At 36.9% G+C, this 17,770-nt stretch carries 36 protein-coding genes; 1 reads left to right on the top strand and 35 read right to left on the bottom strand.

The genetic code is table 11. The annotated features are described in order from the left end of the window. Positions 1-71: 71 nt before the first annotated feature. The 33 genes from ACXYSK_RS02300 to ACXYSK_RS02140 form a co-directional block, all read right to left on the bottom strand. Complete coding sequence (locus ACXYSK_RS02300; RefSeq protein WP_006150490.1) at positions 72-203, bottom strand: hypothetical protein; 132 nt, start codon at positions 201-203, stop codon at positions 72-74. 32 nt (positions 204-235) lie between these two features. Next, positions 236-652: a hypothetical protein gene (locus tag ACXYSK_RS02295; protein WP_458624877.1), complete on the bottom strand. Its 417-nt coding sequence runs from the start codon at positions 650-652 to the stop codon at positions 236-238. Between the two features lie 10 nt (positions 653-662). Then, positions 663-1,235 carry a major tail protein gene (locus ACXYSK_RS02290; protein WP_458624876.1) on the bottom strand — a complete coding sequence of 191 codons (573 nt, stop codon included), beginning with the start codon at positions 1,233-1,235 and terminating at the stop codon, positions 663-665. Positions 1,236-1,246: 11 nt separating this feature from the next. Beyond that, on the bottom strand, positions 1,247-1,570 hold the full coding sequence (locus tag ACXYSK_RS02285) for a hypothetical protein (RefSeq protein WP_458624875.1): 324 nt from the start codon (positions 1,568-1,570) through the stop codon (positions 1,247-1,249). Then, on the bottom strand, positions 1,567-1,914 hold the full coding sequence (locus ACXYSK_RS02280) for an HK97 gp10 family phage protein (protein WP_458624874.1): 348 nt from the start codon (positions 1,912-1,914) through the stop codon (positions 1,567-1,569). Before ACXYSK_RS02280 ends, ACXYSK_RS02285 begins: the two co-directional genes overlap by 4 nt. Continuing rightward, positions 1,911-2,210 (bottom strand): phage head closure protein, encoded by a 300-nt coding sequence (locus tag ACXYSK_RS02275; protein ID WP_458624873.1) that lies wholly within the window; start codon positions 2,208-2,210, stop codon positions 1,911-1,913. The genes ACXYSK_RS02280 and ACXYSK_RS02275 overlap by 4 nt, the downstream gene beginning before the upstream one ends. Further along, positions 2,197-2,478 carry a hypothetical protein gene (locus ACXYSK_RS02270; protein WP_458624872.1) on the bottom strand — a complete coding sequence of 94 codons (282 nt, stop codon included), beginning with the start codon at positions 2,476-2,478 and terminating at the stop codon, positions 2,197-2,199. The genes ACXYSK_RS02275 and ACXYSK_RS02270 overlap by 14 nt, the downstream gene beginning before the upstream one ends. Before the next feature lie 2 nt (positions 2,479-2,480). Beyond that, the gene (locus ACXYSK_RS02265; protein WP_458624871.1) at positions 2,481-2,720 is read right to left on the bottom strand and encodes a hypothetical protein; all 240 of its coding nucleotides are present in this window, start codon (positions 2,718-2,720) and stop codon (positions 2,481-2,483) included. An 11-nt stretch (positions 2,721-2,731) separates the two neighbouring features. Continuing rightward, positions 2,732-3,907 carry a phage major capsid protein gene (locus ACXYSK_RS02260; protein WP_458624870.1) on the bottom strand — a complete coding sequence of 392 codons (1,176 nt, stop codon included), beginning with the start codon at positions 3,905-3,907 and terminating at the stop codon, positions 2,732-2,734. After that, positions 3,892-4,482, bottom strand: a complete 591-nt coding sequence (locus ACXYSK_RS02255; RefSeq protein ID WP_458624869.1) for an HK97 family phage prohead protease — start codon at positions 4,480-4,482, stop codon at positions 3,892-3,894. The genes ACXYSK_RS02260 and ACXYSK_RS02255 overlap by 16 nt, the downstream gene beginning before the upstream one ends. Beyond that, positions 4,466-5,668, bottom strand: a complete 1,203-nt coding sequence (locus ACXYSK_RS02250) for a phage portal protein (RefSeq protein ID WP_458624868.1) — start codon at positions 5,666-5,668, stop codon at positions 4,466-4,468. Before ACXYSK_RS02250 ends, ACXYSK_RS02255 begins: the two co-directional genes overlap by 17 nt. Before the next feature lie 21 nt (positions 5,669-5,689). Beyond that, on the bottom strand, positions 5,690-7,420 hold the full coding sequence (locus tag ACXYSK_RS02245; RefSeq protein ID WP_458624867.1) for a terminase large subunit: 1,731 nt from the start codon (positions 7,418-7,420) through the stop codon (positions 5,690-5,692). Then, complete coding sequence (locus tag ACXYSK_RS02240; protein WP_458624866.1) at positions 7,413-7,805, bottom strand: P27 family phage terminase small subunit; 393 nt, start codon at positions 7,803-7,805, stop codon at positions 7,413-7,415. The genes ACXYSK_RS02245 and ACXYSK_RS02240 overlap by 8 nt, the downstream gene beginning before the upstream one ends. 163 nt (positions 7,806-7,968) lie before the next feature. Next, positions 7,969-8,301, bottom strand: a complete 333-nt coding sequence (locus ACXYSK_RS02235) for an HNH endonuclease (protein ID WP_441348153.1) — start codon at positions 8,299-8,301, stop codon at positions 7,969-7,971. Between the two features lie 118 nt (positions 8,302-8,419). Further along, complete coding sequence (locus ACXYSK_RS02230; protein ID WP_458624865.1) at positions 8,420-8,623, bottom strand: hypothetical protein; 204 nt, start codon at positions 8,621-8,623, stop codon at positions 8,420-8,422. Positions 8,624-8,789: 166 nt separating this feature from the next. Next, complete coding sequence (locus tag ACXYSK_RS02225) at positions 8,790-9,332, bottom strand: site-specific integrase (RefSeq protein WP_006150443.1); 543 nt, start codon at positions 9,330-9,332, stop codon at positions 8,790-8,792. A 184-nt stretch (positions 9,333-9,516) separates the two neighbouring features. After that, positions 9,517-9,921 (bottom strand): transcriptional regulator, encoded by a 405-nt coding sequence (locus tag ACXYSK_RS02220; RefSeq protein ID WP_458624864.1) that lies wholly within the window; start codon positions 9,919-9,921, stop codon positions 9,517-9,519. 49 nt (positions 9,922-9,970) lie between these two features. Continuing rightward, positions 9,971-10,369, bottom strand: coding sequence for a helix-turn-helix transcriptional regulator (locus ACXYSK_RS02215; protein ID WP_458624863.1), 399 nt, complete (start codon positions 10,367-10,369; stop codon positions 9,971-9,973). After that, positions 10,362-10,586, bottom strand: a complete 225-nt coding sequence (locus ACXYSK_RS02210) for a DUF3310 domain-containing protein (RefSeq protein WP_458624862.1) — start codon at positions 10,584-10,586, stop codon at positions 10,362-10,364. Before ACXYSK_RS02210 ends, ACXYSK_RS02215 begins: the two co-directional genes overlap by 8 nt. Then, the gene (locus ACXYSK_RS02205; protein ID WP_458624861.1) at positions 10,579-11,064 is read right to left on the bottom strand and encodes a MazG-like family protein; all 486 of its coding nucleotides are present in this window, start codon (positions 11,062-11,064) and stop codon (positions 10,579-10,581) included. The genes ACXYSK_RS02210 and ACXYSK_RS02205 overlap by 8 nt, the downstream gene beginning before the upstream one ends. After that, positions 11,061-11,297 (bottom strand): DUF1372 family protein, encoded by a 237-nt coding sequence (locus tag ACXYSK_RS02200; RefSeq protein WP_458624860.1) that lies wholly within the window; start codon positions 11,295-11,297, stop codon positions 11,061-11,063. Before ACXYSK_RS02200 ends, ACXYSK_RS02205 begins: the two co-directional genes overlap by 4 nt. Positions 11,298-11,300: 3 nt before the next feature. Beyond that, positions 11,301-11,747, bottom strand: a complete 447-nt coding sequence (locus tag ACXYSK_RS02195; protein WP_458624859.1) for a hypothetical protein — start codon at positions 11,745-11,747, stop codon at positions 11,301-11,303. Between the two features lie 15 nt (positions 11,748-11,762). Further along, positions 11,763-12,059, bottom strand: coding sequence for a hypothetical protein (locus tag ACXYSK_RS02190; RefSeq protein ID WP_458624858.1), 297 nt, complete (start codon positions 12,057-12,059; stop codon positions 11,763-11,765). 103 nt (positions 12,060-12,162) lie between these two features. Next, complete coding sequence (locus tag ACXYSK_RS02185; protein WP_458624857.1) at positions 12,163-12,672, bottom strand: DUF1642 domain-containing protein; 510 nt, start codon at positions 12,670-12,672, stop codon at positions 12,163-12,165. Beyond that, positions 12,665-13,219 carry a DUF1642 domain-containing protein gene (locus ACXYSK_RS02180; RefSeq protein ID WP_458624856.1) on the bottom strand — a complete coding sequence of 185 codons (555 nt, stop codon included), beginning with the start codon at positions 13,217-13,219 and terminating at the stop codon, positions 12,665-12,667. The genes ACXYSK_RS02185 and ACXYSK_RS02180 overlap by 8 nt, the downstream gene beginning before the upstream one ends. After that, positions 13,212-13,400 (bottom strand): hypothetical protein, encoded by a 189-nt coding sequence (locus ACXYSK_RS02175; RefSeq protein ID WP_458624855.1) that lies wholly within the window; start codon positions 13,398-13,400, stop codon positions 13,212-13,214. The genes ACXYSK_RS02180 and ACXYSK_RS02175 overlap by 8 nt, the downstream gene beginning before the upstream one ends. An 11-nt stretch (positions 13,401-13,411) precedes the next feature. Beyond that, entirely contained in the window at positions 13,412-13,828 is a 417-nt protein-coding gene (gene ssb, locus ACXYSK_RS02170) for a single-stranded DNA-binding protein (RefSeq protein WP_458624854.1), read from the bottom strand. A gap of 9 nt (positions 13,829-13,837) precedes the next feature. After that, positions 13,838-14,044 carry a hypothetical protein gene (locus ACXYSK_RS02165; RefSeq protein ID WP_025170002.1) on the bottom strand — a complete coding sequence of 69 codons (207 nt, stop codon included), beginning with the start codon at positions 14,042-14,044 and terminating at the stop codon, positions 13,838-13,840. Then, complete coding sequence (locus ACXYSK_RS02160) at positions 14,041-14,238, bottom strand: hypothetical protein (RefSeq protein WP_006150489.1); 198 nt, start codon at positions 14,236-14,238, stop codon at positions 14,041-14,043. The genes ACXYSK_RS02165 and ACXYSK_RS02160 overlap by 4 nt, the downstream gene beginning before the upstream one ends. After that, positions 14,238-15,155 carry a phage replisome organizer N-terminal domain-containing protein gene (locus ACXYSK_RS02155; RefSeq protein WP_458624853.1) on the bottom strand — a complete coding sequence of 306 codons (918 nt, stop codon included), beginning with the start codon at positions 15,153-15,155 and terminating at the stop codon, positions 14,238-14,240. Before ACXYSK_RS02155 ends, ACXYSK_RS02160 begins: the two co-directional genes overlap by 1 nt. A 34-nt stretch (positions 15,156-15,189) precedes the next feature. Further along, positions 15,190-15,618, bottom strand: a complete 429-nt coding sequence (locus tag ACXYSK_RS02150; RefSeq protein WP_458624852.1) for a hypothetical protein — start codon at positions 15,616-15,618, stop codon at positions 15,190-15,192. A gap of 18 nt (positions 15,619-15,636) precedes the next feature. Further along, positions 15,637-15,903, bottom strand: coding sequence for a helix-turn-helix domain-containing protein (locus tag ACXYSK_RS02145; RefSeq protein ID WP_458624851.1), 267 nt, complete (start codon positions 15,901-15,903; stop codon positions 15,637-15,639). Positions 15,904-15,976: 73 nt separating this feature from the next. Beyond that, positions 15,977-16,162, bottom strand: coding sequence for a helix-turn-helix domain-containing protein (locus ACXYSK_RS02140; RefSeq protein ID WP_458624850.1), 186 nt, complete (start codon positions 16,160-16,162; stop codon positions 15,977-15,979). A gap of 143 nt (positions 16,163-16,305) precedes the next feature. Here ACXYSK_RS02140 and ACXYSK_RS02135 point away from each other — a divergent pair, with 143 nt between their 5' ends. Then, positions 16,306-16,545 (top strand): hypothetical protein, encoded by a 240-nt coding sequence (locus ACXYSK_RS02135; RefSeq protein WP_458624849.1) that lies wholly within the window; start codon positions 16,306-16,308, stop codon positions 16,543-16,545. A 100-nt stretch (positions 16,546-16,645) separates the two neighbouring features. Here ACXYSK_RS02135 and ACXYSK_RS02130 read toward each other — a convergent pair whose 3' ends face one another. After that, positions 16,646-17,365, bottom strand: coding sequence for an ORF6C domain-containing protein (locus tag ACXYSK_RS02130; RefSeq protein WP_458624848.1), 720 nt, complete (start codon positions 17,363-17,365; stop codon positions 16,646-16,648). A gap of 3 nt (positions 17,366-17,368) precedes the next feature. Continuing rightward, positions 17,369-17,584, bottom strand: a complete 216-nt coding sequence (locus ACXYSK_RS02125) for a transcriptional regulator (protein ID WP_224376179.1) — start codon at positions 17,582-17,584, stop codon at positions 17,369-17,371. Positions 17,585-17,770: the final 186 nt, after the last annotated feature.

The raw sequence follows: 17,770 nt of genomic DNA, 5'->3' as shown, positions 1-17,770 counted from the left end.
TTCTATGACTGATAATGCAGTCAGGTCAATGAACTTGACCTTAGAATCGCTCTCTCAGCACTCCTTTTCTTTTAAAAATTGTCAAAATCAGCTTGGTTGGCTTTTCGCTCACCTTTTTTACTTTCGCTTCGTAAATTCACATAATCTGTTTGATAATCTAAAGCCATTCCGATTGAAATATTCTTCAAATCATCAATAGACAACCCTGTTTCTTTACAACAGGATAAATAAGATTCTACTGTGAAGATTTCTTCGCTAGCTGTTTCTGACTGGTCTGGGACTTTTTTGTTGACATACTTGCATTCAGCATTTCCATCAACTCAGGTCCAACTTCCTGGATTGGGAAACTTTCCATTTCCATAAAGAATTGTTCGTAAGGTTTGATGTGAGGATTTGCAGTTTTAGCAAAGGTCCAAAATAGACGATTAAAGAATGTCATGTCAAAGTCTGACAAGATTGAAATATCAACTTCATTCGATTCTTTTTCGCCAGAATTCAGTTTGTTTAATTCGGACATAAGAGATTGATTCTGTAACATTGAGAATAAATCCTGGAAATAATCCTTTCCGAATTGTTGTTTGTATGCGATAGGAGTATAAGCGCTTGTTCCTAGCTCATACTCTTGCTCGCCAACCATAATGATTTTGCGCATTTATTTCTCCTTAACCAACAGCGTTAGGTTCATAAACTTTTTCGAACCATTTGGTGTAGACTTCGTTGTTATCAGCTGATGTGATTGAGCGTTTGATAACAGAGTCAAGTGGACGAGGGCTAGCTTTGAAAGATAGCTCACGTTCGTTCACGTTTGTACCGTTTTTGGTTGATGATCCATTTGATGGGCGACTAGCTGAACAGTAGTAAAGAACATGACGGGTTTTGTTCTTGTCACCAGAGAATTCAAACATGATAGCAAACGCTGTCGGTTCTGCATCTCCTTTTTCAGTCATGACACCAGTTTGAGAGTCTTTAATTTCTCCCAAGATTTTAGTTGCAAATGCTTCGATGATGTGTGGAACTTTAAGTTTTCCATCGTATCCTTCGTTTGAGTTGATAAAATGGTAGTCAATGTCATCTGCTTTAACTGCTCCAGAATCACCTTTTGGATCTAGTGTCAAGTCCATTGCTCCAGGGAAGCGGAATACTTCATCGTAAGTAATCACTCCATCTGCTCCAATAGTTTTTACAGGTGCAATGTGAACATTTTTTAAACCAAACGTTACTTTATTTTCGGGCATGTCATTCCTCCTTAGTAAAGATAGACTGTATAAGGCTTGACATATAACCTTTCAGTCTCGATAAATGTTTCTTCTTGAGCTTCAAAAAAGAGCTCGTGGGTTTTCCACAGCTCTTCTAGTCGCTCTTCCAAATCTTCATCCTTACGCTCAAATGCAAGTTCGACTGTCACGCTCTTAATCTCATGATTAACCGTATTGTCAGCTGCATTGATTGCTGGACTAGATTCGTAGTAAATCAGGTAAGGCATACCAGGGACGTTACCCTCTTGATACGCTCGGTAAGTTACAGGTAAGGCTGATTTCTCTAAAATATCAGCAAACTCTGAAAGTTTCATTGACCAATCTCCTTGATTCTTTTTTCAAAATTCTCGATAACTTTTTCTTCAACTGGTTTAATGTGGATGATACCAGATACACGACCACCACCTCGTAAGATGTGTCCGTTCTCGAGTAGGTGAGTAAGACTAGCGACAGAATTAAAGACAACGTAAGAACCATTTGCTAGCTTCTTCTTTTTCCAGCCTTTGCGATATTTCCCGTATCGTTTCGGACTCGTTTGTCTTAACTCTTGTACTGCTTCCTCTGCTACCTCTTCAGCAATCTTTTCCACTCCTTCAGAAAACTCGGTTGAATATGAAGCTAGCTCTTTTGCAATGAAATCAGCGAGGTCAATACTCATTCTAATTTCTCCGATAAAGTCAATTCTAAAATTTCAGAATCAATTGGGTAGGTTTTTAAGACACGATATTTCTTGCCTTCGAAAATGGCATGTTCTTGGTTGTCGTATTCAAAATTGTGAACTTCAACAACCAAGCTCGGTCTTAATCCTGCTTGATTGGCTTGATAAAATTCAGAGCGAGTAACTTTCTTTTTGCGACACAGTATTGTCACTTCTACTTCTTCGTAGATTGGTTGTTTGAGCTTGTCCTTACCTTTGATTTTTCTAGAGGTCAGTGTGATTTCATTGTTCCACATTCTTAACCTCTTTCTTTGACGATAATTGCAAATTGTGTAATCGCCACTGAAGGTGTCGTGGCATATCCACTCCACCTTCATAGCGATAAGCAGCATAGTCAACAATAAACATTTCATGATCAGCACGGTCACCGACAAGCTCAACACCAAGATTGTCGGTCAATTCAGTGATGACACTTGAAATGATTTTTTCTAGAGGCTTGTCTCTCAGTTTGGTTGAAATACCTAACTTGAGTTTCAGTAACTCTAAAAGCTGAAATTCATTCATGTTTATTCCTCTTCTTCTGCAACGGGCTCTTCTACAACTGGTTTAGCTTTTGCTTTTTTAGGTTTTTCGTCTGGTACTTCCTCAATGAAAATTGAACCAGCACTATTTAACCCATTCAAAAGACCGTTGATGAATGTTTCAGTTGGTTTATGCCCTTCACGAGGAAAGGTATCACCAACTGAGTAGTCATGTTCTTCAGGATCGTTCAAGTCCTTAAATGGACGGATTACTGTATAGCTCAAAGGCCACCTCCTTACCCAACTGCGTCAGTATAAGTACCAAAGAATCCAGCAGCTTCATCTACTTTCTTAACATCCAAGCGAATGAAAAGTCCAAGCAATTGTCCATAGATGTCGTTGTTCACCCATTTAACAGATACTTGAGAACGGTCAAATAATCCAACGAATTCAGCGATGTCACCGATAAAGAATTTCATATCACGCTCGCTACCAAATACTGTATCGTCTACTGTGTAGATAGTCTTGCCACCGAATGAGTAACCAGTAGGTGATGTGACATCTGGTTGGAGCATATAGTTTCCATTTTTGTCTTTGACTTTATCAAGAGCTGCAAACATTGATTGAGTTACTACGATACTTGCTTTATAAATTGGTTTAAGTTTTTTGTTGTAGATGTCTTTGATACCATCAAATCCAGTAGCATCGGATGGAGTAGCTGTTTTTAGAACTTCTGCAACCAATGAAAGTTCAGTGTTTTCCCCTTGGTTAAACACTTCTTCTTCGACGATTTCCATGATGTCGTAATCTGCATCATCAATCATTTCTTGTGATACTGGGATATAGCCACGATATGTTTTGATTGAGTAAGTAACATCAGTGATGTTTGGTTTTGCAAGCTCTGGATTAGCCTTCAATTCATCTGTTGATGACATTTTAGCATCACTTTTCTTGATAACTGGATATTTACCACCACCGCTGTTAACTTTTACACGCTTCACAAGGTCCAAAAGTGGATTGCGTGTTTTGTCTACAAAGTGTGGTTTTAATACTTCAGTAGGGATTAGAGCTGCACTTCCTGAATCAGTAGTTTTCAATCCTACGATGTCACGAGTTTGACCAGAGCGAATGTATTTTGCGATTGCATCACGTTGTTCCAATTTTTGTCCTCCACGTTGTTCTTCTTTTTTTGGATAAGTTGGTGCTTTACGGTTTTGTTCTTCGATTTGATTTTTCAAATCTTCGATTTCTGCTTCAAGTTTTTCTTTTTCTGCTTCCTTTTCATCCAATTCTTTTTGGAGTTCTTCAAGGTTCTTTTCAACTGCTGAAACTTCTTCATCATTTCTAGCTTGTTCCAATTTAGCAGCTTCAAGTTCAGAGCGTTTGTTCAATTCCTCGATTGATTGTTCAAGCTCTACTACCTTATCTGCTTTGTTGCGCATACGAGCGCCCAAAATCAATGATTTGTGCATAGATTAAATTTCTCCTTAATTTCTTTTTTGCGCTTGTCTAGCGCTTCACGATTAGCACGCTGTTGACTTTCAAAGTCTTTCTGTCGTGCAGCTATTTCCGTTTGTGGATATGCTGGGAAAGTACATGGGCTCACTTCAAAGATTTCTAATTCTAAGATAGTGTCCAGGTACGAACCATCAGCACGTTCTTCTGTGTCGATTTTAATTGGGATAAAGCCAAAGCTACATCCGACTACATCTCCACGTTGAACACGAGCATAGGCTCCGATAGCTTGCGGGTCTTCTTTATTTATGATGATGTCTCCGAAAAGTCCGATTTCATCAACTCCCAAAATGACCGTTCCATTTCCAGTACGACCAAGCACTAAACTATCATCATGGTTAAACAATGCCCTGATGTCAGCGTTTTGGATTGCTTTTTCAACACCTTCACGCTTAATCACTTCAAAGTAACCTGGCCATAATTCAGTAACTTCATCGAACTTGATAAAGTACCCACTCAAAATCAAATCACCAGTTTCGGTTTCTTCTCGTGTTTTGAATTGAGCGGTGCGATAACTATTGCGTTTGTTCATCTTCTTCCTCACCTCCTTTCAACTTTTTCTGGTCCCCAAGTTTATCTTGTGGGATATAGTTTTCAAGAGCAAGGAGCTCATCCATATCAGGATCAGGTGGCATTCCTAACCAGTCTCTCCACTCGTTTCTACGCATTGCCATGCTATTAGTCATCTGTTGTGCTACTGATGACAATTCTGTAATATCGTAAGAATAAAGCGAGCGAGCGTTAAGTTTGAAATACCGATTGTTTGAAACTAGTAAATCTCTAGTTAAGGTCTGAGTGATTGTCGTTGCGATGCTCATGACTGTTGTATTGACAAAGTTGTTGTATTCTTCTTTGTTGAAATTTCCAACTCCTAAAATAAAAGCTGGAACTCCCAAAAGTCCAGCAACTGTTTTCTTATCAATTTCAACAGATTCATTGATAGCAATATCTTTCAAACTGAGTGGTTTAACCTGTTCGACGCTCATAAGAGCATCAGGGATAATCCACGGTTCACCAGATTGGCTAGTGCTAAGATATTTCTTAGCGACTAGATCACGACCTTCTTGAGTTGCTAAGTCTCCACTCGAAGAATCAACTTTCACAATCAAACTTGGAACATTCTTCCCGCTCATAAATCCTTTTTTGATTTGAGTAGCAAGGTTTAAATTCCTAACAATATCTCTCAGAGCAAGTCTATATCCAGTACCTACAAATGGATTGTCTGGATCTGGATTGATTGCAAAGTGTACGATTTCGCTTGGATTGTAATCAGTGCCACGATAATTTACGACATAACCGTTATCATCACTTCTGAAAGATACTTCACTCATCGCGAATGGTCTTAGGTTCAAAATATAATCATTCACAGGATCATACTCAACATGAAGAACCGAATTACCATCACCAAACAATAATAAGTCACGCACAATCTTGAAAATCCAAGTCTTGCGAGTCATATTGTCGCATGGGTTAACATCTATTTTTCTAGCTAGTCCGTCTTTAATTCGGATATCGCCTTTATCTGTATTCTCCATCAAATGAATGGTCATATTGGATACCATGTCAGCAACCTTGTTGACTGCTGCAACCACATCAGGATTACGGGCCAATGGAACGTAACCATCACCATCAAGAAACAAACCGAAGTCTGAATGAGTGATGACGTTCGTTCCGCTTTGAGTTTTACCTCGTTTCAAAATCCTATCTAAAAGCCCCATGTTTTCTCACCTCCTTTCTCTTTACTTAAAGAAGCTCATGACATCTTGGTTTTTACCAAGATTTGCAAGAGCTTGGATACAAGCAAAAATGCTGGCATCGAACAAGTCAATTCTTGCAGTACCACCGTCACCGTCTAATTTTTCATATTGCACAGCATCGTCCACTTTCTCAATAGCTCTGACATTACTTACACAATATTCATAAGCGTCAGAGTGAAGATAGTAAAATTCTTTATTTTTAACTTTGAACTCAATTCGTCTGAAACCCTCTGATTTCAGCCAAAAAAGTTGGGGTTGGTCAATCATCTTAAACCGAGCTTGTTTCATCTTTGTTAGAAACTCACGACCAAACTTCCTATCCATTCCGACAGCAGAAATCTTGAACCCTTTCTCCCTCATCTTGATGAACCATTTAACGATATCATCATAGAGAACTGTCGGAGTGTTGCTCATGGTCAACCATCCATCAGACTGCCACCCAAAGAGTGGAATGCCGTCATCGTTAGCCTTCTTTTGAGCATTGACACGAGGAAAGAAAGCGTGTGTGATACAAATATCAACGTCTTTCTCACCATCATGATAGACACCATAGAGAGCAGCAGCGGTCAAGTCGTGCATTCTTGATAAGTCAGCACCACCATACCACTGAATAGGCAAGCGTGACAGTTCCTCTAAGGTCCAATCGTATTGACTATCTGAAGCGATGAACTCATCAGGATTGAAGTAAGCGTTCATTGAGTTTGTAAAGACATTCAAAGTCTTGTTAAAAAACTCATTTCTTGTCTGTGGATCGTTCATAGCTTGCTCTGCTTCTTCTTTAAGAGACTTGAGCGACACCGTCACACCCCATGAAGGGTTAGCTTTTTTTAGAACGTTCTCGTCCAGGTAATCTCCTACATCGCCATCTGTATTTTGGTCAGCTTTGCAGATAAACATGAACAAGGAATCATCCTTGACCAATTGTTTAAGGACCTTTTGACAGTATTTCAAACGATTGGCAAGGAAACCAGTAGGAATATCACCAGCCGTTGAAATAACAAAAAGCATACTGTTTCGGTATGCTGACATTGTTTTCTTCATAAGTCCGTATTTCTTACTGTTTCTCATCGTGTGAGCTTCGTCCAAGATGATAACATTCCCATTCAAAGAGTCCAAACGGCTCTCATCGTTGGCTAGTGCCTGGATAAAGAAAGAACCCTCACCCCCAAAATTAGCAGTGATAGAGTGTTCTTGGTTATTATCCTTGATACGAATGTTCTTGTCGTTCCATCTTTCAACGTTGAATTTCAAGAATCCAAAGGCTTCCATCGCTTGCTTGACTGAGTTGGCCACGATGTAGCATTTTGAACCGCTATCCGTGTCTAATATCTGATAAGCTAGAGCGATTGCAGCAGTAAACGATGTTTTCCCATTCTTACGAGCGAGCATGATAAGCGCTTCTTTGAACCTACGCTCATTAGTACCCTTGTAGTAGAATCCAAACAGATTGACTACTACAAAGTGTTGCCACGGTTGTAAGAGTAAGGGTTTATTGCGGATAGACACCGCAAACATATCATCACCCTGTTGATGGACTATTGTGTTTTCGATGAAGTGGACAACGAAATCAACGATTTCCTCATCCATGTCAAATTCTGGATTATCAAGATCACGAATGAATCTTTCAGCTGCAAGAATGTTCTCTTCACAATGTTCATCTTTGTGGGATATGACGTGCTGGGCATACTCTTTTGCTTTATCAAGATTACCCATTGCCAGTCACTCGCTTCTTCTTGATTTCATTTTTAAACTTCAAGACTTCAGATAGAACGGATTCTCCTTCAGGTTCCACTATCTCACCGAGCGACTTCGGATTCATCATCAACTGGTTAGAGTAGCTGAGAATGTCTTTCCTCAAAATTTCCATTGCTGTCAAGATTGGAACTTTGCGCTCATTTTCAGCACCAGCCTTATTGACGTAGGTATCTGTTACTGGATAACCCATGTCAGCATAATCTTGAGCAAGCTTTTGATACTGATATAGCATTCCTGCAAAGATGTCAATGATCATTTCAAACTCTTTACGATAAGTGCCCAAGTCTTTCATCTGCTTGACTACTTTTGTCTTGATTGACTTTGCTGTAATTGGTTTAGCCAAAAACTACCTCCTTCTGCCAAAATTGCTTAGTTTTTATCCCCTTTTTGTTTGAAGGGTCCCGACTTGGAAAAAGTTCCCTTCACCGGTACCCAACAGCCCAAAAAATATTTTTTTTAGGTGGGGGGGTAAAAATGAAAAATCGAAAAATTTAAAAATTCGATTTTTACAAAATTTCATTTTTTTGATTTTTAAAAAAATCCTCAAAATCCTTTTTTCGTTTTTTCTGCCAATATAATCCCTGGTTAATTACTTTGTCATTAACTCTATCATGAAACGTGTTATGTTTTTTGTTTGTCAATGGCAAACAATTCCATTCAACGAATTCAAGTTCAGGATATTCTGACACAGGGAAAATATGATGGACCATTTCTGCTTGAGTAGAAATTCCATAGCGTAAACTTTCTTGACAAAGATAGTCATGTCTTCGCATTACTTTATCACGGAACTTCTCCCACTTCTTAGACTTCAAGGTTTGTCTAATAGGTTTGTTATACATATCAAACCTCCTTCTCTCGATACTAAAAGGGACAGGCCAACGACCTATCCCATCTCATACAAGAAATCCATGCTATCATAATAATTCTTTTTATGTGAGAAAACAATAGCTTTTATTCTCATCTTTTTATTTTGCCTATTATTTTACCTAGATAAAATCTAGTTGCTACAAATAAAAAGATAAAAGGCAAAGCGAGGAACACAACCCATGAGAATAATAAATCATCTACTTCACTTTCTGACCAATCAAAAATATGTATAAGACAAATTATTATCGCATAGCATATAACTGGATATCCAACAATTAATCCTAATAGCTCCATTATTTTTCCCTCCTCGGACTATACCAATTTTACCCCTCACTTTCACATATCTTATATTTTGTTAAACTCACTCTAAATCTTAAACCCTTACTAATCATAGGTTTTAAAGCGTTTCATTTTTTCAGTTTATGCTTAACTCATTATGTGAAAGTAATAATTAAAAAAATTAAATGACAAAGTTCCGTAGCGCATCATCAAGCTCTGCTTGTTCAATTCCTATGTATCTAAGCGTTATTGCTGGTGATGAGTGATTGAACATTTTTTGCAATGTTCCTACATCCTTTGTCTTGTTGTAGTATTTATACCCAAAAGTCTTGCGCATCGTGTGAGTTCCTACGTTATCAATTCCTAGCTCTTCGGCTGCTTCATGAATAATTTGATAGGCTCTCTCACGAGTGATCGCTTTATTTTGACCTTGCCTGCTCTTGAATAAGAAATGGTGGAATGGTTTGCCTTCAACATATCTCCTCATTTCTTTTTTGAGTTCTTTGGTCATTCGTCTAGTGATCTGCTTACCAGTCTTACGTTCCCTCAGTTTAATATGCCAACCTTGGACATCTTTCACTTTCAGGGTAAGTATATCTCCAACTCGCAATCCAGTATTCAGACCTGTGATGAATAGCATGTAGTACATCTCATTCCATTCTTTCAAATAGTCTTTCATGGCCTGGATATCATCACTGTCTTTTATTGGTGATACATATTCCATGTTTTACCTCCTTTCTGTAAAACAAAAAGCCAGCGTTTGCTGACTCTTGACGATACTTCTGTTGGACAACTTTTTTGACTAAAGTTAAGGATATTTCCCAAAGTGTGAGTGTGTTTTTGTTCAGAAGTTCATGCTATCATGATATATCGTTTAAAGTGAGAATACAATAGTTTTTATTCTCACTTTATGCAATACCTTTGATTTTTGCATATGTTTTTAAAATTGTTTTTCTTTTTCGATAAATGGTTGCATCACTCACAAATAATTTACCAGCAATTTCTTCCCATTCAAGTTCTGATTGTCCCCATCTCATTTCAAAGATTTCTTGTTGTTCAGATGTCAACTCTTTGAGAAATGTTTCTACTGTTTCTTTGAATAGTTCAAGATTTTTTAGAGGTACATCACTACATAGTTTTATAACTGTATTTTCAGTAGGTTTGCTGATTTGATTTCCTCGACTACCTACTAGTTCTTCGCCATTCTTAGCCATTATCTCAGCAGTTCTAACCCAGATGTCACGATCAACTTCTTTAAATTTTGAAAGTTCTCTATCCAGGTAGTATAGCTCACGACTGTTTAATGTTCTCAAATTCCCCCTCCTTGATGACTTTGATTTTTTTATCTTATGTGCAGTATTTTTATTTCTCTCCAATCAAAACATTCAGAGGGATTTTAAAAAATGTCGCTACATCTTCAGCTATATAAAGATTAGGTTTTTTAGTTTTCTTTTCCCATTTCATTATTTCTGCGTAAGAGTAACCTAACTTTTTGGCTAGTTCACTTCTTGAAAGTTTATTATCTATTCTTTTTTGCTTCAACATAAAAGCGAATCGCTCGCATTGTTGGTCACTTAATTTTTCAAAATCCACTTTTATTAGTTGTTTACCATTTGGATTTTTCTGTTTATACGATGGTGAAGCATAAGAGTTTAGTGTAACAATAGCAATCCCAGTCTCTGCGCTGATTTCTTTTAACGTGCCACAAGTGATAAAGATATCACCTTGATAAAGTGCGTATTCATATTCAAGTCTATCCATGTTCCAATTCCTCAATAAGCCGTTTCAAATAAAATTCTGCCTTTTTCAAATCTTCGACACCATTCTTTTTATGAAAGCGCAAAACGTACTTTACGACATTACCCCAAAAGAAGCCCGCTTTATATTCAGGACAAGGTTTGAATGCTTCTATCACATCGATTGGTTCTAGTCCACTATCAGATATATAATGACTGGGATGAATCACATTTCTATCCATTCGGCAAATCCTCCTCTTTCACGAATGAACCATCAATCCAGCGACCTTTACGGTCTTTAATTTCCTGATAGGCTAACTCAAAGCATTCGTCAAAATCATATCCAAGATTCTTCAGATAACCAATGCAGCGCACTAGATTGTGTCTGCACATTACCTTACTAGCAAATCCTTGCGATAGTTGAAACTCGCTGATGTTTGCATTGATTGAGATTAATGTTTCTGTAATTTCTTTCTTCCGTAAAGTACCAGACTCTTCAAAAATCTGATTCACATCTTCTTTGATTAATAGTGCTAAACCGACAATCACGACTGCACAATCACCGATGCTGTCCTTGGTAACTTTCTCATTCTTCTTGAGATATCCAGCGCATAGCTCACCAAATTCTTCACTGAGTTTGAGCGACTGCTTGTCTAATCGTCCACCATTTTCAAGATCACGGTCAATAAACCATTGTTTTACATTTTCTAGTGTGTTCATAATTCAATATCATCTCCTATTTCAATATTTCTATATTTGTCTTCACTCACCACGAACACATTGCCGTTAACCGTGATAGTGAACAAGTTTCCGATTTTTCGTTTTTCTGTAACCTTGCCAGTAATCTGATACTTGTTATCAGCATGATAAACAAGCAAGGGTTTCTGTGCTTCACGTTGTATAAATAACAAGCAAGTAGTAAGTAAGGCATAGCCAATCAAGAAGCGTCTCATTGCTCAACCTCCTAAATTGCTGAATGGAACTTCCCATTGATAATCAACATATTCATAACAAACATCTTTGATAATTTCACCTTTGGAAATTTCAATTTCCTGTGTGAATTCTATGCCACACTCAAACGTAAAAATTTTAATATCAACATCAAACTTACTTGAAATTTCTTGATAATTTTCTGGAATAGCACTCCACGCTTGCTTAAAATTATCCAGTTCAACGGTACAAAATTTTTCTTCAAGCCAAACTTCTATTTGTTTTCGATCAATAAACGCTCGTCTTGTCCCATTGATGTAAAAATAGGGACCTGTGCTGTTGAATATAAGTAGAGTGCCATCATATTCATCTTTTAGTGTTACAGTGTCGCTTAATAGCATTTCTTTCAATGCTGATGCAATATTTTCGCTTCTCCCTCTTAACTTAAGAGATCCTTCGGCCCAATTTGGCATTATTCCGTTACCTCCTTAAAACTTCTTTGGTTTATTTCTTTTGAAAATAGGATTCTTCTTTTCTTTTTGCTTTTGCTTATGAAAGTTATTATCTTTTTCAAAAACAGATTGTTCATCTTTCATGATTTTATTCATGCTATATGGTGTCACTTCCTTAATCTCCTCTTTTTTAGGTTTTATTGTGATTTCTAAAAAGAAAGATTGGTTTGGAATTTCAAGCGCAAAAGTTCTTGTGTTGTTTTCGGGAGAATTTAACAGATTACCAATTTCAAGAACTAGTTCGGTTATACTGCTATTTAGCGTAAGGCTCATTCTATTACCTCCTCATCATCATTTGTGAAATCTTCTCCAAGTATCTCCAAGGCAAATTTTTGTCCATCTTTTATTAATTTTATCCATTCTTCATCTGATATTATCATTCTACCACCTCATCAACTTCCAAACCCTTACAATCAAACATCCAGCCGAAACCAGCTTCTTCTAACTCTTTTCGGGTGTGAGTTGTATCATAAAGCCTGTTTTCTTCATAATCTGAGAAAAGCCATTTGTTTGAATATTTCTCACGGTTCAAAGTTTCGTGATTTTCACAAATACCTTTCACTTTAACTTTATACCGCTTCTCTTTCTCGACCTCGTAGCCGAATATCCATGCACGAGCGAAGAGTTCTTGGTTATCTTTAGTTTCTATCCACTCACACGTTATCGTATGTTCAAATAAATAGTCCATTGCTTGAAACAAATCCCAATCACTCGTTTTTTTGAAATGCTCAATCCAATCTGCTGTAAACTGCGGGATTTTGACTTTTTCGGGTTCGTCTAGTTGGTCCAAGTCTTGTAGAAAAATTTGACGGGCTGTTTCTGCTCCTGGAGCATCCCATACACCTTCAAGTTTTTTGTACTTCTTTATCAATTCCTGTTTATTCATCTTCAACCTCCTCAACTTCAAACAGTGAACTATCAAACACTTCACCAAAGCCTGCATCTTCGAGTTCTTTCTTAGTATGGTAAGCTTTTAAATCCGTATAATTTATTTTGTTACTCATATACCAAGTATCTTCATTGATATTATGTTTTAATACCCTAAAATTACTCATAACCCCCTTTATCGTCACCAAATACCGCTTTTCTTTCCCGACCTCGTAGCCGTCAAGTATAGCTTTTATTAATCTTTTTCTGTTTTCAAGTTCCCTAAACCCTTCACTCAAGTCTTTTAATTCTATGCCATCGTTATCTCTTAAATAATAACCCCAGCCAGTTCTTGAAACATGATATAAAGCTGTTGTAACATCACTTTCACAATTAAAATCAAACGTTTCAAGGAATTTCGCTTCTTCCTCAGATACTTTGACTTTCTGCGGTTCGTCTAGTTGTCTGACTAGACCTAAAACTATTTTCTTATCAATATGTGGTCTAATAAGACCGATATTATCTGGTAAGGCTTCGATTTTCTCAATTAATTCCTGTTTATTCATTTTCCAACTCCTTTAACTCTTTCTGATAGCCTTTTAGCTTTTTCCTCAAAAGATCACGTTCAGCAGAACGGATATGCCTGTATCTTGGTAAGCATGGTTCTTTAGTTTCTTTGATACGTTGTTCTGTTATTTCGATTGAGTGTTTCAACGCTTCAATTCTAGCTCGTTTAATTTCGTTCATCTGAATACCTCCTAGAATGGCATGTCATCATCTGAAATATCCAGAGGGTTGGTAGCTCCAAAACTTGCTGGCATCTGCTCTTCAATATTTGATTGGTTTGCAGAATTATCACGTTTTTCTAGTAGCTGGAAAGTATCAGCAACTACTTCTGTTACATAAACACGTTGCCCTTGTTGGTTGTCATAGCTACGAGTTTGAATGCGCCCTGTAATTCCTACGAGGTTTCCTTTTTTGCACCATTCAGCAAGTAACTCAGCTTGTTTTCTCCAAATCATGCAATTAATAAAGTCAGTTTCTCGCTCTCCATTTGCTCCTTTGAAATTACGATTGACTGCCAGGTTAAAAGTTGTAATTGCAATATTTGATGGTGTGTATTTCAACTCTGGATCTCGTGTCAGTCTTCCTACAAGCGATACGTTATTAATCATTCTTACCTCCTATTTGATTGCTAGGTAGTAGCAATCTTTTGCGCCATAATCAAATCTGACGCTATCCTTTTTGATGTGTTTTGTGAAATGTGGTCTAGTTATCCCAGAGTATGCCCATTGATGATCCTTCATATCTTCGATAAGGTCATCAACATTGTTGTACTCTCCAATAAATAGCCGACAATGTCCGTTATAGACAAAATAGAGTTTTATCATCCTAGCACCTCGACTGGATAGAAGTTCCCAAAGGAACCTCTTAATGCTTTTCCGACTTGAATAGCTGCACCACGAGAAGCAAACTTCATTGCTCTTCTTTCATCAGAAAAAGAAATTTCTATTCCAGTAACTTCTACATCAACAGATTTCAAGAAAGGTTTATCTTCTTTTGTTCCATGTTTTAAGATGAACATTATTGATCCCCTTTCTTCAATCTATCTAACATTTCTTTTTTCTTTTCTTCTAACTCCTTTTTAGTCTCTTCACTTGTTGTATTTACATAATTAGGGCGAGACCATTCTGGTACATTGGATTTCTTGTTTGTTTGATTGATTGAGCCTTTATTTTTACTTTCTTTGAAAACCCGCTCACGTTCCTCGACTGCTGCCATTGTCAAAATACCATCATTCTTCCAAGTGGTTAAAATAGCTTTTATGTAACTAAAATTCCTTTTTCCGTTGTCAGCAGCAATCCCGATTGCTTTAAGAATAACTCCTGGTTCCATCTCATCTAGTTCGATAAATTCTTTTATGATTGAAAATTGGGTTCCATCTATTGGTGCGATACGAGATTGATATTCTTCGACAATGATTTGAATTTGATTTTCATTATTATGATTATTTATATTCTTATCTTTATCTAATTCTTTATCTTTATCTCTATCTTCTTCTGTTGCGTTACTTTCCGTTACTGTAACGTTACATGTAGCGTTACCAAGCGCAAGATTTTTTTGTTTTTCACGATATCTTGCGACTCTGTTCCTAGTTTGTGTTTTGATTTTTTCCATTCCATCAATGTTTTGGTGCTTTTCCCAGTTTGGTAAAGCGATAATTCCATCAATGATTTCAACCATTCCAAATTGTTCAAAAATTCCAAGGGCCATTCTTACAGTGTTTAACGGTCTTCTAAAGATGGTAGCCAGCATTTCATCAGTATAGTGAACCTTGTCGGACATCATAAGTAGTCCGTTTCGGTTGTGTTTACCAGCAAGAGCTAGAATTTTAAACCAAATAACTAAAATTGCATCATGATCAGGTAGTGCATCGATGAGACAAATTTTTTCATCATCAAAAATATCTGTCGTAATCTTAATCCATTTAATTTCAGACATAACTACCCTCCTTCTTTACTTTTAAAACTAGCTGTCATGCTCGTGCTCCCCACTTTCTTTGATTTTTACGGAAATCCATTGTCATTTCTTTGTAGAGTAAGCGACCGTTTTCTTCTAAAAGACTAGTGTTTTGTCTTTTTAAAATGTCATTGTTGCGAGTTTCTTCTTGATAGTCATTCGCTAGTCTGTCGTAATCTTCAACACACATCTTCAAGTCAGATGGTAGGTCATCGATGGTTGATGAAAGGCCAACAGGTGGCTGTGTGTCGTAAGTTGACTTTCTGTCACAATTTTTTAGATTTCTTCTAGCAATTTCTCTGAAACCCTCTGCTTCTTCAATGATGATCGTTGGTTTTTTTTCTTGCTTGTCTTCATATCGACAAGTAAAAAGCATGATTGCAAAGATGCCGATAAATGTTAGCGATACTCCAAATAATTGGCTTAAAATGTTTGGTTCGTTCATTTTTTCTACTTTCTAATACTAAATTACAAGATTTGCTTGAATAAACTCATCGAGTTCATTCTTGTCAATTCGTTTTGTTCCGTCAATTTTATATAGGTTTAATCCCATTTTTAACCATTTACGAATGGTATTTGTGCTACAATCTGAATAATTAGCAGCACTTTCGATTGAGAGCCATCGTTTCTCAATTGTTTCATGTTCTAATAATTCTTTGAGACATTCTTTAAATTGATCCTTAACAATTAGTTGGATGCCATACTCAAAGTTTTCGCTGAGAATATTCACAATAACCTCCTTATGTGATATAATCAATGTATGTATTTAAGTAAGTACCTGATTTCTGTCAGGTGCTTTTTTGTTATCTAAATTCATCCAAGCTGACTTCCAGTGCATCAGCTATTTTGCACATATTTGGCCAAGAAAGATATTTTACCTTTCCTGTTTTTAAGTCAGAAAAGAAACTACGATTAACTCCAGCCATTTTAGATAACTGACTACCGTTTAAATCTCTCTCCTGCATGATTTTATTTAATTTTTCCCACATTTTTTACCTCTAAACACAATATGTTGTAAAACAATCACATACACTCATGATATGTTGTGAATTTCTGTTTTGTTATGTTATAATATATCTTGGCTAGGACCTCTCACCGTTTTAGTCAAAATTTCAATAGAAAGGAGGAAATCATGGATACAAAAATTTTTATGGAAGTTATTAACAAACACATTGATAAAAATTTTAACTTCAATAACGAGCTCATTGAATTTGTTATTAAGGAATTAAATGCGATGAATCTAAATATTAACAACGATCAAGCGCAACATATCGTTAACATAATAGAATATGTTTCTAAATCAACTTCCAAAAATACAGTCGTCACTATTACTAACTCACTGTTAGAGCTTGGTATTTTAAAGGGTGAATAGCTAAATTTCTAGCCGTAATCCCTGTGGCAATTTTATCTGAGTCAACCTTCAAAGTTGACTCTTTTTTTCCGCTATACGGATATCGGTTTGGTTTCATTATTTATCCTCTCTGAGCTATGTTAAAAGCATTCAAATCCATAATTTTCATCTTAGTGTTGGTACTTGGTTCCCAAGTCATCCAATAGGCAAGTGCTGCTTCTGCGAATTTTTTTGGTAGTAAGTCATATCGACTGATATTGAAATGATCCTTGAAATCAATTTCAGCTTGTCTGAATACTGATTGAGCGAATGTCTTGTCTGCATAAGCTGGACTGTCGATTCCACCAAGACAAGCAACCACTCGAGCCTTACGCTTCTTCAAGAGTGATTGAGCGTAGCTAGGATGGATTGGTTGTTCATTCTTGAGATAGTCGATATCTTCAAGCATTGTGACTTGTTGCTTTCGAAGTTCTTTCTGACCAGTAAATAGAGCAATGAAGGCATCTTCGTCCAAGTCCTCACGAATAAATCCGCCTTGTCTGCGAATGGCTGGAAGAACTTCTGATGTCACCCAACGCTTAAATTCTTTCGCTTGTGGCAATCTGCTAGATAGTATAAGCGAGTATAATCCTGATTCGTTGATGATCAACATGTCTTGCATTCCGCCGCTAGTAGGGATGCCCTGTTTTAGGGCGTCCTCTTCGTCAACGTGAAGAGCAATTGCATTTCTTGCTTTGCTGTATCCTAATATATCTGCAACATCTTTTCCGACGAACCAAGGCTCATCATTAATTGTCATAGTACGGACCTCTTGTCCGTGAAAATTAAATATTTCGTTCATTTTCTACTCCTCAAATTTTTCCCATGATTCTGATATTCCTAATTTTTTTGAAATCTTTAGTTTCAAATCATCAGAACCTTTACCGATGTTAAATAATTCTGTGATAACGCTTGATGTGCGCTTGAATCCAATTGCTTGTGCTAAATCAGCATTATTCCAATTGCGTTCAGCCATTTTTTGTTTTACCAGTTCGTTCCACTTTTGGTGTTGTGTGCTCATGTGTAGCTCCTTTCTTTTTTTAGAGAAACACAAAGCGAAAACTTTTTTATAGAATTTCTTGACTTTTTCTAGACTAAAGTCTATAATCAAGGTATAAGAAAAACATAAACAAAGGACTTTCTAAACCAATCATAACGCTCGCCAAAGCTTTTATTTTTAGTTCGTCTTTTCTCTTTTATTTTCGCT

Source organism: Streptococcus sp. V919, assembly GCF_054353475.1.
This window is presented reverse-complemented; position numbering and strand designations above follow the sequence as displayed.